General features: G+C 69.3%; 15 protein-coding genes. 7 read left to right on the forward strand and 8 right to left on the reverse strand.

Features of this window, described 5'->3' with window-relative positions; translation table 11 throughout:
• Nucleotides 1-24 precede the first annotated feature (24 nt).
• Both VGV58_RS21560 and VGV58_RS21565 read right to left on the reverse strand, forming a co-directional pair.
• Nucleotides 25-303, reverse strand: a complete 279-nt coding sequence (locus VGV58_RS21560; RefSeq protein WP_152015746.1) for a YiaA/YiaB family inner membrane protein — start codon at nt 301-303, stop codon at nt 25-27.
• Between the two features lie 39 nt (nt 304-342).
• A complete protein-coding gene (locus tag VGV58_RS21565) occupies nt 343-1035 on the reverse strand; it encodes a PspA/IM30 family protein (protein WP_326876070.1) in 693 nt (230 codons plus the stop codon).
• Nucleotides 1036-1143: 108 nt separating this feature from the next.
• Between VGV58_RS21565 and VGV58_RS21570 the strand changes: the two genes are divergently transcribed.
• Together VGV58_RS21570 and VGV58_RS21575 are read left to right on the forward strand one after the other, a co-directional pair.
• Entirely contained in the window at nt 1144-1761 is a 618-nt protein-coding gene (locus VGV58_RS21570; RefSeq protein WP_326876071.1) for a TetR/AcrR family transcriptional regulator, read from the forward strand.
• Nucleotides 1762-1820: 59 nt separating this feature from the next.
• The gene (locus VGV58_RS21575) at nt 1821-2339 is read left to right on the forward strand and encodes an ECF-type sigma factor (protein WP_326876072.1); all 519 of its coding nucleotides are present in this window, start codon (nt 1821-1823) and stop codon (nt 2337-2339) included.
• Here VGV58_RS21575 and VGV58_RS21580 read toward each other — a convergent pair.
• The 5 genes from VGV58_RS21580 to VGV58_RS21600 form a co-directional block, all read right to left on the reverse strand.
• Complete coding sequence (locus VGV58_RS21580; protein ID WP_326876073.1) at nt 2330-4798, reverse strand: serine/threonine-protein kinase; 2469 nt, start codon at nt 4796-4798, stop codon at nt 2330-2332. The two genes, VGV58_RS21575 and VGV58_RS21580, sit on opposite strands and share 10 nt — an antisense overlap.
• A gap of 12 nt (nt 4799-4810) precedes the next feature.
• The gene (locus VGV58_RS21585) at nt 4811-5149 is read right to left on the reverse strand and encodes a hypothetical protein (RefSeq protein ID WP_326876074.1); all 339 of its coding nucleotides are present in this window, start codon (nt 5147-5149) and stop codon (nt 4811-4813) included.
• 9 nt (nt 5150-5158) lie between these two features.
• A complete protein-coding gene (locus VGV58_RS21590) occupies nt 5159-5728 on the reverse strand; it encodes a LemA family protein (RefSeq protein WP_326876075.1) in 570 nt (189 codons plus the stop codon).
• A 13-nt stretch (nt 5729-5741) separates the two neighbouring features.
• A complete protein-coding gene (locus VGV58_RS21595; RefSeq protein ID WP_326876076.1) occupies nt 5742-7055 on the reverse strand; it encodes a DUF3137 domain-containing protein in 1314 nt (437 codons plus the stop codon).
• Between the two features lie 305 nt (nt 7056-7360).
• On the reverse strand, nt 7361-7603 hold the full coding sequence (locus VGV58_RS21600; protein WP_326876077.1) for a hypothetical protein: 243 nt from the start codon (nt 7601-7603) through the stop codon (nt 7361-7363).
• A gap of 194 nt (nt 7604-7797) precedes the next feature.
• On the opposite strand from VGV58_RS21600, the gene VGV58_RS21605 reads away from it, so the two are divergent.
• The 4 genes from VGV58_RS21605 (at nt 7798) to VGV58_RS21620 (ending at nt 10752) form a co-directional block, all read left to right on the forward strand.
• Complete coding sequence (locus VGV58_RS21605; RefSeq protein WP_326876078.1) at nt 7798-8406, forward strand: helix-turn-helix transcriptional regulator; 609 nt, start codon at nt 7798-7800, stop codon at nt 8404-8406.
• A gap of 91 nt (nt 8407-8497) precedes the next feature.
• Nucleotides 8498-9016: a cobalamin-dependent protein gene (locus VGV58_RS21610; protein WP_326876079.1), complete on the forward strand. Its 519-nt coding sequence runs from the start codon at nt 8498-8500 to the stop codon at nt 9014-9016.
• Between the two features lie 82 nt (nt 9017-9098).
• Nucleotides 9099-9482, forward strand: a complete 384-nt coding sequence (gene copM / locus VGV58_RS21615) for a CopM family metallochaperone (RefSeq protein WP_326876080.1) — start codon at nt 9099-9101, stop codon at nt 9480-9482.
• Between the two features lie 175 nt (nt 9483-9657).
• Nucleotides 9658-10752 carry a lysylphosphatidylglycerol synthase transmembrane domain-containing protein gene (locus VGV58_RS21620; protein ID WP_326876081.1) on the forward strand — a complete coding sequence of 365 codons (1095 nt, stop codon included), beginning with the start codon at nt 9658-9660 and terminating at the stop codon, nt 10750-10752.
• Nucleotides 10753-10768: 16 nt separating this feature from the next.
• Here VGV58_RS21620 and VGV58_RS21625 read toward each other — a convergent pair whose 3' ends face one another.
• Nucleotides 10769-11656 (reverse strand): DMT family transporter, encoded by an 888-nt coding sequence (locus tag VGV58_RS21625; RefSeq protein ID WP_326876082.1) that lies wholly within the window; start codon nt 11654-11656, stop codon nt 10769-10771.
• Between the two features lie 140 nt (nt 11657-11796).
• On the opposite strand from VGV58_RS21625, the gene VGV58_RS21630 reads away from it, so the two are divergent.
• Nucleotides 11797-12351 (forward strand): helix-turn-helix domain-containing protein, encoded by a 555-nt coding sequence (locus VGV58_RS21630; RefSeq protein ID WP_326876083.1) that lies wholly within the window; start codon nt 11797-11799, stop codon nt 12349-12351.
• The last annotated feature ends 6 nt before the right edge of the window (nt 12352-12357 follow it).

The raw sequence follows: 12357 nt of genomic DNA on the forward strand, positions 1-12357 counted from the left end.
GACTTGCCGGCTGAGCGTCAAAGCTCACAGAGCCGGCTTGCCGGCATCCATCAGCAGGCGCTCTGTGCGGGCGTCCTCGATCCGGTTCACCAGCTTCGAGGCTTCGTGCATGTCGCGCACCGTCTTGGTCATGGTGATGCAGGACTGGACCAGCATCACGCAGCCCATCGCCAGATATCCCTTCGCCCACCAGTCGAGCGGCAGGAACAGGACACCGGCGCCGACCATGGCCGCGGCGGCGAAGAAGGAGGCGTAGGTGAAGCTGACCCAGGCGCCGCTATGGGGCTGTGCATTCTGGTTCATGGTTGTTCTCCCGTCGGATGCGTTTGCGGAATGAAGAGGTCAATTCGCCTGGAGCTGCCGGCTGCGCAGCCGCTCCAGCACGTCGTCGGCAGTGCTCCGCAGCCTGGGGCCGAAGCCCTTGGCGGCGAGCTTCTCGGTGACCGAGGCGGCGGCTGCGCCGTCGAGCTCGTCGAGCGCAGTCTCTGCCGCCTCGGTCTCGACCTGGCGCTCGCGCAGGCGCTTCAGGGTCTGCTCGGCCTCGGCCAGCGTCGATTCATGGGCAGGTCCGGTCTCGATCCGGCCCTGCCGCATCTGGCGCACCGCCTCCGAGGCGCGGGCAAGACGCCGGCCGCGATCGAGTTCGGCGATGCGCGCCTGCGCCTGGCCGACATGGCGGCGCAGGCGGACGATCTCGGCGGCGAAGAGAGCCTGCGCGCCCGCCGCCGCATCGCGATCGGCCTCGAGGGCGGCGATGGCCTCGGCGCCCTCGCGGGCCAAGGCCTCGTCGCCGGCGGCAAGCGCGGCGGCGACGCGGTTCTCCAGATCGGCGATGCGGGTCTGGCTCGCGGCGAGCCGCTCGCTCTCCTGCCGGTCCTGCGCGATCGCGACCGCAAGCGCCTTCTTGGCACGCTCGAAGGCGCCGGCGGCATCGCGCATCTGCTGGTCGAGGATGAGGAGCGCGTTGCGATCGGCGAAGCGCTCCTCGGCAATGGCGGCGTTGCCGCGGACGAAGGTGAGAAACATCTTGAGCATTGGCTGTTCCCTGCTATGAACGATGTTCACGAAGCAATGCATAACCCAGCTTTGAACGACGTTCAAGAGATATTTTGAACATCGTTCACAAAATTTGAGATCGACGGAATGACCACCACGGCAGAGCGCCGCGAGCGGCAGCGAATCCAGCTGATCGATGCGGCCGAGAAGGCCATCGCCGAGAGAGGCCTGGCAGGCCTGAAGGCGCGCGAACTGGCGCAGGAGATCGGCTGTGCGCTCGGTGCGATCTACAATCTCGTCGCGGATATGGACGAGCTCGTCCTGCGTGTCGGCTCGCGCACGCTAGCACGGCTCGATGCGGCGCTGAGCGCGGCCGAAGGCGAAGGCGCGCTGGCCTCCGCGGATGCCGCCGCCGACCGGCTGGTCGCGGTCGCCCTCGCCTATTGCGCCTTCGCCCGCGACAACCTGCAGCTCTGGCGCGTCCTGTTCGAGCACCGCATGGCCGAAGGCGCGGTAGTACCGGACTGGGCGGTGAGCGAGCAGATGACGATGTTCCGGCACATCCTCGAACCGCTCGGCATGCTGGTGCCCGAGCGCGGCGAGCCGGAACTTGTGCTGATGGGCCGGACCCTGTTCTCGGCCGTCCACGGCGTCGTCGCGATCGGCCTGGAGGAGAAGCTGATCGCCGTGCCCCGCCGCGATCTCGACCGCCAGATCGAGGGCCTAGTCCGCCTCGTCTGCCGAGGGCTGTCCGTCCCCGCCTGACCGCACCGATCGCCGCCGTCGCGTTGCGGCACCCGGCCCGCATCGCTATCGTCGCGGCGATGACGGCCGCCGACCCCAGCCTCTCGCTCGATGCCTTGACCGATGCGCTCTATCAGGAGCTCCGCAGGATCGCGCATCGCGAGCGCCTGCGCGCCGGCAAGCCGATGACCTTGCAGACCACGGCTCTGGTCAGCGAGAGCTATCTCAAGCTGCGCCAGAGCGCCGGCTGGACCAGCGAGGCGCATTTCCTGGCGAGCGCTGCGACCGCCATGCGGCACGCCCTCGTCGACGCCGCCCGCGCCCGGCTCAGCCTGAAGCGCGGCGAAGGCCAGCGTCCCGTCCCGCTCGACGATCGGCACGATCTCGCCGCTGCCGGCGATGACGAGGTCGTCCGGATCAGCGAGGCGCTCGCCGCGCTCGAGGCGATCGACCCGCGCCTGGTCAAGGTCGTCGAATGCCGCTTCTTCGCCGGCTATAGCGAGGAGGAGACAGGACGCATCCTCGGCATCAGCGACCGCACCGTCAGGCGCGACTGGCTACAGGCCCGGGCCTGGCTCTATCGCGAGCTTCAGGGCTGACGCGGCGCCTTGCCGCGCAGGGCCTCCTCGATCAGCGCCCGCGTCGGGCCGAGCTCGGCGAGATGGGGTGCGCCGGCCGCGCCGGCCTCGCGCAGGATGCCTTCCGCCTGCTCGAGCGCCTGCATCGCCGCAGCCGGATCGCCCCGCGCCAGCAGGATCTGCGAGCGCGCCCCGAGCCCGATCCCGACATAAGGGTGGCGCTCGCCGAAGGCGACCCGCGCCGCCCGCAGGGCCTGGTCGATCTCGCCTTGCGCCTCGGTAAGCCGGTTCTGCACCATCAGCCCGGTGGCGCGGCTCTGGCGCAGCATGATGGTGACGGCATTGCTTTCGCCAGCGAGCGGGGCGGCGATGCCGAGCGCGCCTTCGAGGATCGGCATCGCCTCGGCGAAGCGGCTGCCGGCCATGACCAGCCGGCCGAGATTGAGCTCGATCGCCGCCAGGGCAAGCGAGGGGCCATAGTCGCGCCGTTGCCGTTCGACCGCCTGGCGCCATAGCTTTTCGGCGCCGGCCGCATCGCCCTGGCGCAGCGCCAGCGCGGCCCGCAGATTGAGCACGCCGATCGCGATCACCGAGCGGCCGCGCCCCGACGCGGCCAGCACGCGTTCGGCCTCGTCGAGCGCCTGCGCCGCCACCTCGATCTGCCCGGCCTCCAGCGCATGCAGTGCGAGATTGTGCTGCAACGTCGCGATCTCGCCATTGTCGCGGCCGAACAGGGCCGTGAGCTCGGCGATCGCGGTGCGCAACCGCGCCATCGCCTCGGGACGCTTGCCGGCTTCGCGCAGCAGCCCGGCTTCGACCCCGGCGAGCTCCGCCAGCTGCTTGGGATGGCGCGCCGGCTCAGTCTGGAAGAACCGCTTCGCTTCCAACAACGCTTCCTGCGCCTTGTCGCGCTCGCCGAGCTGAAAGCGGTAGCCGGCCAGCGCCAGCTGCGCTTCGGCCAGCCGCCCGGCACTGCCGCGCACCTGCTCGGCATAACGCTCCATCAAGCGCACGGCCGTGCGCGGATCCCCGATCTCGCCATAGAGCTCGGCCAGGGTCCGCAGCAGCAACGGCGCGTGGGCATCGCCCTCGCGCTCCAATTGCGCGGCGGCGGCATCGAGCACCTGCCGCGCCGAGGCGAAACCGGGCCCACCGCTCTGTGATGCCGCGCGCAGCATCAGCATGAAGCCGTCGCGCAGCGCCGTGGCCCGCTCGTTCTCGGCGGTGCCGGCGAGCCTGGCGATCTCGGTCCGGCGCATCTGCATGACGATGCCGGTCACGCCGGCTCCAAGCGCCGCCAGCAGCAGCCCCGCAGCGATCAGCGGCGTCCGGTTGCGGCGCAGGAAGCGGCGGATGCGGTAGAGCCGCTCGCCGCGTCGCGCCGCGATCGGCTCCAGCCGGCGGAAGCGCCGGATATCTCCCGCGAGTTCGTCGACGCTCTGATAGCGCTCGCCGGCCTCGTAGCGCATCGCCTTCTGCACGATGACGTCGAGATCGCCACGCAGCCGCTCCGGCGCGATGGGGGCCTCCTCGCGCTCGGCCGCAGCCCGGCTGGGCAGCGGCGGCTGGTCCCGCATCACGCGCATCGCCCCGGCGAAGGCCGAGTTCGCCAGCTGCCAGGGTGGCCGCCCCACCAGCAGCTCGAACAGGATCGCGCCGAGCGCGTAGACATCGGTCGCCGTCGTCGGATTGCGCCCCTCGAACTGCTCCGGCGCAGCATAGTCGGGCGTGAACACGACCTGCGTCATCAGTGTCTGGCCGGGCGCTTCCAGCGCGTGGGCGACACCGAAGTCGAGCAGCTTCACCTGCCCCTCCGGCGTGACCAGCACATTGGAGGGCTTGAGGTCGCGATGAACGACGAGGTTGCGATGAGCATAGGCCACGGCCTCGCAGACCTGCCCGAACAGATCGAGCCGTGCTTCAAGCGGGAGTCCTGCCTCGGCACAATGCCGCGTGATCGCCGTCCCTGCGACGAACTCCATGGCGAGGTAGGGCCGCCCGTCCGGCGCCTTGCCGCCATCGACCAGGCGGGCGATGCCGGGATGCTCGAAGCCGGCGAGGACCTGGCGCTCATATTCGAAGCGGGTGAACTGCTCGGCCGCCTCCGGGCGCAGCAGCTTGAGCGCAACGCTCTGCTCGAAGCCACCCTGCCAACGCTCGGCCTGATAGACCTCGCCCTGCCCGCCACGGCCGATCAGCGCCACGATCGAGAAGGCGCCGACCCGCGCTCCGGCCGGCAGCGACTGATACGACATCTCCGGCGCCGGCGTGCCCGCCAGCGGGCCCGCATCGGCCTGCATGAAATCGCCGGCCCCGTCGGCGGCGGCGAGCAGGGCCTTGGTCTCGGCGATCACCGCCGCCGACTGCCGGCTTTCCGCCAGGGCGCGCTCGCGTTCCGCCGGCGAAGCCTCGGCGAGCGCATCGAACAGGTCGCGGATCGCCGCCCATTGCTCCCGGTCGAGATCGACGCGCTGGTTCACGGCAAGCCCTGCTCAATCCTTGCGCGGGCGCACATAGCGCACCACCGGGCGCTCCTCGCCTTCGGTCATCACGTCGATCACCAGCGCCTTGCGGCGCCAGACGAAGACGCATTGGCCAAGGCCCGTACCAGCGCAGACATACATTTCCGGCCGCCCGGCACAGCGCTTGTCGCCGGCCATGCATTGATCGGCATCGGGCAATTTGACCGGCTGCCAATCCTGCCGCAGCAGGGCGGCGCGGGCCTTGCCATAATCCTGGCCGACGAGCTTCGGCAGCGCCTCCGCTGCTCCGGCGGCAACGGCCGCCAGACAGATGGCGAACGCCGCGACGATGATCCCGGATATCCGCATCGCATCCTCCTAGAGATGATCGCTCGCCCTGACCGGCTGGCGCGCCGCCTCGGCCGCCTCGAAGAAGGGCGGCAAATCGCGCACGCCCGCAAGCCCCGCCACCAGCGTGCCGGGAAAGACCTGCACCGCATCGCGGAGATCACCGACCGCCGTGTTGTAGAAGCGGCGCGCCGCGGCGATGTTGGCCTCGACCTCGTCATAGCTGCGCTGCGCCTCGACCATCGGCGCCGAGGAGGTCAGCTCCGGATAGTTCTCGGCCACGGCGAAGAGCCGCGTCATGTCGGCCGAGATCGCTTCTTCCGTCCGGAACTTTTCGGCGATGCCGGCGAAGTCGCGCTCGCCGAGCTTCGGCATCGCCCGCGCCCGCAATGCCGTCAACTCCTCCAGCAGGCCGCGCTCATGCTCCAGGAAGCGGCGGGCAATGGCGAGTACATTGGGGATCAGGTCATGGCGCTGCTGCAGCTGCGCATCGATCGAGCCGAGCGCCTCGCCCACGGCGTTCCGGCGTCGGACGATCGCCGCGTACCAGAGATACATGACAGCGCCGAGGCCGAGCAGGATAATCAGGAAAGCGGTCACGGCATCGGCCCTTTCATCGGGAGGGATCGCTCGGCGGCACGGCCGGCTGTTCGGAGAAAGACGTGCCGGCAGGCATGACGCCGCCCGGCTTGACCGCGACATGCATGGCGATCATCGCGTCGACCAGGCGGAACACCAGCGCGAGTTCGTCTTCGAGATGCTGCAGCTGCGCGGCAGCGTCGTGAGCCTGCAGGCTCGGCGGCTCGAACAGCAGGCGCGTGCCGGTCTGGGCGACGGCGAAGGTGATGCTGTCGCGCTCGACCAGGCAGGAGGGCGGGAAGAAGTCGCCGCCATCGGCCATGGAGAGCAGCCGCTCCATCACCGCCGGCGTCAGCACGGCCCGTGCCTCGACCTGGTCATTGCCATAGACGTCGTAGATCGAGGCGAAGCGCGGGTCTTCCAGCCTGACCGGCATCAGCCCGGACGGAGTCGGGCGCCTCTGGTCGAGCACCATGGTCGTGCCGAGGAAGGGCGTGTCGACCGCGAGCGTGAGCAGGAGGCCGTTGAACACCGTGCTGTTGTTCTTGCCGCTCTTGCGTTCGAGCTCGAGCTCGCTCAGGCGCAGCTCGTAGCCGGCATAGCGGCCGGCAATGGCATCGTCGATCTCGGCCCGGTCGTATCGCGGCAGCAGCCCCCTGGCGGCGAGATCGCCGACCGCCGGGACAGCACCCTCGACATAGCGCAGTTCGCCATAGCGCCGCAGCAGCAGCGGCATCAATTCGCGCTTGAACGTCTTGGCATAGCGCCCCCCGGGAATACTGAGCGCGATCAGCCAGGGCACGGCAGCGCCGAAGCCGAGCAGGAACGGGGCGAACAGCCATCCGGCGAGAATCCCGGAGCTGCTGCCCCGGCTGGGCATCATCAGGAAGCAGATGGCCAGCGCCAGGCCCGCCGGCACATAGAGCATTACCCTGCGGCGGGTGTCCCTGGCGGCTTCGAGCCGCAGCGTGTTCAGCCGCGCGATCTCCGTGGCAAAGCGCGCGGCTGCTTCCGGCGACGCCGTCGCCACCGGCAGGTGGTAGTGCCGGTAGATGACATAGACCAGCGCGGCGAGGATGGCGCTCGGGATCAGCAGCGCCAGCGAGGTCTGGAGCAGGTTGTAGAAGAAGCCGAAGACCACGGCGACCATGACCAGCAGCACGCCCGCGACCGGGCCGAGAAGCCCGGCCATCACCACCATGGCGACGATCGCGAGCGGAACGCCGAACAGCGCCATCATCAGGCAGCCGCCATAGCGCCCGACCTTGCGCTGCGCCTGGCGCATCTCGACGGCGGTGTAGCGCCGCGGCTCGGCCTTCTGCCCGGCCTGCGAGGTGGGATCGGTCATGACGAGGCCCGGCAGAGTGTACTGCGCAGCGGCGAGGCCGGACCGCCGCGAAGATCAAGATGGATGGCGGCGGGCATGCCAGGCATGGTCGTCAGCGTCCCCAATTCGGCCAGGTTCCGTCCAGGCCCCATCGCATCGATCCCTGGACATTCGCTCTATCGTCTCGCGGCTCGGCGAAATCCGTTCCGCCGTCCAGGAAAAGCCCCCCGCAGGCATCCGGCGCCCTTCGGATGAAGGAGGCCGGATGCCCGGCGCGCGTCGCCGAATGGCGGCAATGACGGCGCGCGCGCCATGGGGAACGTCGATCAGCTCGTCGTGCAGCGTAGTTGGCCGCCGATGTTCTGGATGTAGACCCGGCCGCTGCAGCTGGCGAACCGGACCGTCGAGCGCACCCAACGCCCGCCATGGTCGCGGCAGCTGGCGCTCAAACCGTCGCGCCCCTCGCGGATATTGCGGCAACTGCGGTCATAATCGCCGGGAGGAATGGCGAAGGCGGCCCCGGCATAGAGCCCGGCCGCCAAAGCAGCGGCTGCGACGATCGGTTTCATTCCCATTTTCATCCTCCTCGCATGACGGGCCGATGCCTGCCTTGTCCTCTTGGTTACCGGGGCGAGGAGGCTGCCGCGTCCTCCAAATCGAGGAGCCGACATGGCGCGCGAAAAATAACCCTGCATCGCATGTCCGGATTCGCCGCGCGCTTCCGTTTCCGTCGCTGAGACCATCAGCACCGGAGCAGAATTCCATGTCGATCGCGCAGACCTATGCCAGCAGCAGCGCCTCCCGCCCCGCCTGCCGGATGCCGCAGCAGTGGGAGCGGCCGGCCCCGGCGGCGGACGCGATCTGCGTCTTCACGCTCGACGCCGAACTGCGCATCGAGCGGATGAACGCGGCCGCGCTGGCGCTGACCCGAACGGGCATGATCTCGGCGCTGCGCTTTGCGACCCGCGACCGCGAGCTGAACAGCCGCCTGCAGCGCTGGGCCCGGCTCGCGACGCCGGAAGCGGAGCTGCGCCTCGCCTATCGCGACGGCCGCAGCAGCTTCGCGCTCGCCATCTCGCTGGCGGAGGATTGCAACGATGCGGCCGAACCCGCCCGATTCGTCGTCGTGATGCAGGAGCAGGCCGGCGCGATCGACCGCAAGCTCGCCGAGGTCGCCCGCGACCACGGCTTGACCGGCGCCGAGACCCGCGTCGCCGAGCGCCTGCTCCTGGGCGAGAACACGATCCAGGCGGCGCGCGAGCTCGGCGTCGCGCCGACGACGGTGCGCACGCATCTGCAGCGCATCCTCGCCAAGACCGACACGCACCGGCAGAGCGAGTTCGCCTGCCTCGTCGCGCGCTACAGCAACTGAGCCGCGCGTCAGCTCGCCTCGGCGCTCCGGGCTGGAAGCGGCTTACGGTTCCGGCGCCCCCGACCGCGCGGCCTGGGGCGGACGTCGTGCCTTGGTCGAGGCCGAATGGGTCGAGGAACTCCGGCACGAGACGGAAGGCTGGCTCGACAAGGTCGCAACGCCTGTCCGCAGCAGCATCAGGCAGGCCAGCCTCAAGGTCTGCATCGCCAGCAGCGACGTGCACGAGCACGGCAAGAGCCTGATCGAGCATCTCCTGACACGGCTCGACGCCGAGCCGGTCGATGGCGGCACCTCGGCCGACCCCGACGATCTCGTCGCCATCGCGCTGGCCAATGGCTGCGACGTCATCGCGATCAGCACCTATAACGGCATCGCCCTGCGCTTCGCGACCGAGGTGCTGGCGGCGCTGGAGCGCGCCGGAGCGAGGCTCCCCGTCTGCATCGGCGGCCGTCTCAACCAGATCCCCGAGGATTCCAATTCCGGCCTACCGGTCGACGTCACCGACGATCTTGCCCGCCTCGGCGTCATCCCTTGCCCGACGCCGGAAGGCTTGGTCGCCGAACTGGAGACGCTCGCACGGACGCGCTCGGCCCAGGCCGGCGCAGCCTGAGACGGCGCTCCGCCGTGCTGATGACATGATCGGCGCGGAGGCTTCGGGCATGCCGGATTCGGCCTCCCGAAAGGACATCAGCATGACCACCACCCGCAGCCTGCTGGCGGGCACCGCCCTCTTCGCCACGCTCGGCCTCGCCGGCCTGGCCCTGGCGCAGGGTCATCAGGGCCATGGCAGCCATGGAGCGACGATGCCTGCCGCCACCGATACGGCTTCCACTCAGGCCTACAAGGCCGCCAACGACAAGATGCACAAGGAGATGGGCATCGCCTTCAGCGGCGACGCCGATGTCGACTTCGCCCGCGGCATGATCCCGCATCACCAGGGCGCGGTCGACATGGCCAAGGTCGTGCTCGCCCATGGCAAGGACCCGGAACTGCGCAAGCTCGCAGAGGGCGTGATCACCGAGCAGGAGAAGGAGATCGCCTTCCTGCGCGACTGGCTGAAGAAGCAGGGCAAGTAGTTTCGTCACACCGCCCCGGATTCGCCGCGATCCGGGGCGGGCTTGACGCCTGCCGCTTGCCCTGCAGGGCCGGCTTTGGCAGAGAGACGGCGCGACTTGCGTCCACGCGCCCTGCATGCACAAGCCGTGAATCGTAGATGGGCTCTGCTCTCGCCTCCGGCTGCTCGCGGGTTCGATGAAAAAATACCTCGACTATCTCTGGCCGCTGATCGGCCTCGTCGCTGTCGTCTGGTCGGTCGACCTGCTCTGGGACAAGCTCAAGACCGAGGCCCTGACCAATGAGGCCATAGCGGCCCAGCTCGAACAGGCCGGTCTCTGGGACGCGTTCAAGATCGTCGCCACCGGCATCGGCCAGAAGATCGCGCTGATCCCGCCTGCCGCCTTCTTCCACGCTTTGCTGGCGACCCTCGTCGCCTATGCCGCGCTCGCCTGGTACGACCGGATCGCGCTGTTGCACCTGCATCGCGAGAAAGGCATCTCCTGGGCCTATATCTCGCTCTGCTCCTTCGTCACCTACGCGCTCTCGCACAATATCGGCGCCTCGGTCTTCTCCGGCGGCATGGTGCGCTACCGCGCCTATCACGCCAAGGGCCTGAGCGCCGCCGAGATCGCCATCCTGGTCGCGCTCTGCTCCTTTACCTTCGCCTTCGGCACCATCCTGCTGATGGGGCTGGTGCTGATCGGCGAGCCGCAGATCCTGCGGCCACTGCACCGGCTCTCCGACTGGTTCGGCATCGGCGACAAGCAGGCGCGCCTGATCGGCTTTGGCCTGCTCGCCTTCTGCGTGCTCTATACGATCGGCGCCTGGCTGCGCTTCAAGCCGCTCAAGATCGGTTCGTTCGAGCTTGTCTATCCGCGCCTGCCGATCGTCGCCCGCCAGTATTTCGCCGCTCCGCTGGAGCTGATGGGCGCCGCCGGTATCATCTATTTCGCGCTGCCGGAGCAGGGCAATCCCGGCTTCTTCATCGTGCTCGGCGCCTTCCTGATCTCGTTCTCGGCCGGCCTGCTCAGCCAGGTGCCGGGCGGTGTCGGCGTGATGGAGGCGGTGTTCCTGGCGGTGATGCCGGGCGTGCCGGCCCCGGCCGTCTTTGCGGCATTGCTGGTCTGGCGGATGTTCTACCTGATCATCCCGCTGGTGATCTCGCTGCCGATCGTGCTCGCTTTCGAGCGGGCCCAGCTACGCAAGGCGTTGGCTCACGAGACACAGGTGAAGGCGCAGGAGCAGGCGGCAGCCAAGGCCGCGGCGCTGCACATCGACAAGCCGGAGTGAGGCCCAGGTCCCGGCTCTAGCGCTTCAGCGCGATCGCCGCCGCGCCGAACATCAGCAGACTGCCGATCGCTTCGGCCAGCCCAAATGGCTCGCCGAGCGCGAACACCCCGGCCCCGACTGCGACCGCCGGGCTGATGAAGGCGTAGAGCCCGGCGCGGAAGGCACCCCAGTCGCGCACCAGCCTGAGATAGATGGTGAAGCCGATCAGCGAGCCGCCGATCACCAGCACCGCCACCGCCGGCAGCACCGGCCACGCGACCAGCGCGGCGAAGTGGGCCGGCTTCACGTCCTCCAGCAGCGCCGACATCAGGCAGAGCCCGAAGCCGCCGATCAATGTCTGCCAGCCGGCCAGCGTCAGCGTCGGGATGCGGCCCATCACCGGCCGCGACCAGACCGCGCCGAAGCAGTAGAGCAGCGTGCCGGCTGCGACCGCGGCCAGCCCCCAGAGCTCGAGCGGCCCGCCCTTTGCCGCGGCGAGCCCGCCCAGCGCCCGCGTCGAGAACAGGAAGCCGAGGCCGACAGCGCCCAACCCGATCGCCGCGAGCTTGCGCCCGCCGATCGCATGGCCCTCGATCAGGTAGCTGGCGATGATGGTGAAGATCGGGATCGTCGCGAAGTTGACGATCGCCGCGAGTCCGGTCGGCGCCTGCGCCGTGCCCCAGAACAGCAGGGTGTAGTTGCCGGTGTTGAGCAGCAGCGCGGTCATGACGACGCGCGGCCAGGCCTGCGCCGGCACCTTCAGCACGTCCCGGCCGGCCCAGGCCAGCATCAGCGCCCCGGCGATGATGAAGCGCGACGCCGCCAGGAAGACCGGCGGCACATGCTGCGAGCCGACCTTGATCGGCAGCCAGGTCAGGCCCCAGACGAGACACATCAGGGCGAAGAGGGCGGCATTGCGGGACATGGGGCAGCGCTTAGCGAGGGTAGCGGGAAGAACCAATGCCGGCCCGGCATGCGGCCCCGGCGTCGATGGAGGAGCGCCTGCCCCATCCTCTGGCCAACGTCCACGCCGCGCTCTATTATAAGAGAATCAAGGGTATGATGATGGACGATCTCGCGTCAAGATTGGCTGAACGGCTGCGCGGCGAGCGCGAGGCACGCGGCTGGAGCCTGAACGATCTCGCTGAGCGCTCAGGCGTCTCGCGCGCCATGATCAGCCGGATCGAGCGGGGCGAGGCGAGCCCGACCGCAGTGCTGCTCGGCCGGCTCTCCGGCGCCTTCGGCCTGACCCTGTCGAACCTGCTGGCGCGGATCGAGAATGCCGGCGAGCGCGTCCGCCGCGCCAGAGACCAGCCGCTCTGGCGCGATCCCGAGACCGGCTTCGTCCGCCGCGCCATCTCGCCGGCCGGCAATGGCGATCTGGAGCTGGTCGCCGGCGAATTGCCGCCCGGCGCGGCGATCGCCTATCCCGCCAGCTCCTACGCCTTCATCCGCCAGCAGATCTGGATGCAGTCGGGCCTGCTCGACTTCGACGAGGGCGGCATCGTCACCCGGCTTCAGGCTGGAGACTGCATGGAGCTCGGCCCGCCCAGCGATTGCCGCTTCAGCAATCCCGGCACCGAGCCGGCGCGCTATCTCGTGGTGGTGAGCAGGCGCTGACCTCCG

The sequence above is a fragment of the Allobosea sp. genome (assembly GCF_035944895.1).
Classification (GTDB): domain Bacteria; phylum Pseudomonadota; class Alphaproteobacteria; order Rhizobiales; family Beijerinckiaceae; genus Allobosea.

What these genes read in the sequence shown, in the direction of transcription:
- VGV58_RS21560 (WP_152015746.1), bottom strand. Translation starts at nt 303, where the DNA reads ATGAACCAGAATGCACAGCCCCATAGCGGCGCCTGGGTCAGCTTCACC.
- VGV58_RS21565 (WP_326876070.1), bottom strand. Translation starts at nt 1,035, where the DNA reads ATGCTCAAGATGTTTCTCACCTTCGTCCGCGGCAACGCCGCCATTGCC.
- VGV58_RS21570 (WP_326876071.1), top strand. Translation starts at nt 1,144, where the DNA reads ATGACCACCACGGCAGAGCGCCGCGAGCGGCAGCGAATCCAGCTGATC.
- VGV58_RS21575 (WP_326876072.1), top strand. Translation starts at nt 1,821, where the DNA reads ATGACGGCCGCCGACCCCAGCCTCTCGCTCGATGCCTTGACCGATGCG.
- VGV58_RS21585 (WP_326876074.1), bottom strand. Translation starts at nt 5,149, where the DNA reads ATGCGGATATCCGGGATCATCGTCGCGGCGTTCGCCATCTGTCTGGCG.
- VGV58_RS21595 (WP_326876076.1), bottom strand. Translation starts at nt 7,055, where the DNA reads ATGACCGATCCCACCTCGCAGGCCGGGCAGAAGGCCGAGCCGCGGCGC.
- VGV58_RS21600 (WP_326876077.1), bottom strand. Translation starts at nt 7,603, where the DNA reads ATGAAACCGATCGTCGCAGCCGCTGCTTTGGCGGCCGGGCTCTATGCC.
- VGV58_RS21605 (WP_326876078.1), top strand. Translation starts at nt 7,798, where the DNA reads ATGTCGATCGCGCAGACCTATGCCAGCAGCAGCGCCTCCCGCCCCGCC.
- copM (WP_326876080.1), top strand. Translation starts at nt 9,099, where the DNA reads ATGACCACCACCCGCAGCCTGCTGGCGGGCACCGCCCTCTTCGCCACG.
- VGV58_RS21620 (WP_326876081.1), top strand. Translation starts at nt 9,658, where the DNA reads ATGAAAAAATACCTCGACTATCTCTGGCCGCTGATCGGCCTCGTCGCT.
- VGV58_RS21625 (WP_326876082.1), bottom strand. Translation starts at nt 11,656, where the DNA reads ATGTCCCGCAATGCCGCCCTCTTCGCCCTGATGTGTCTCGTCTGGGGC.
- VGV58_RS21630 (WP_326876083.1), top strand. Translation starts at nt 11,797, where the DNA reads ATGGACGATCTCGCGTCAAGATTGGCTGAACGGCTGCGCGGCGAGCGC.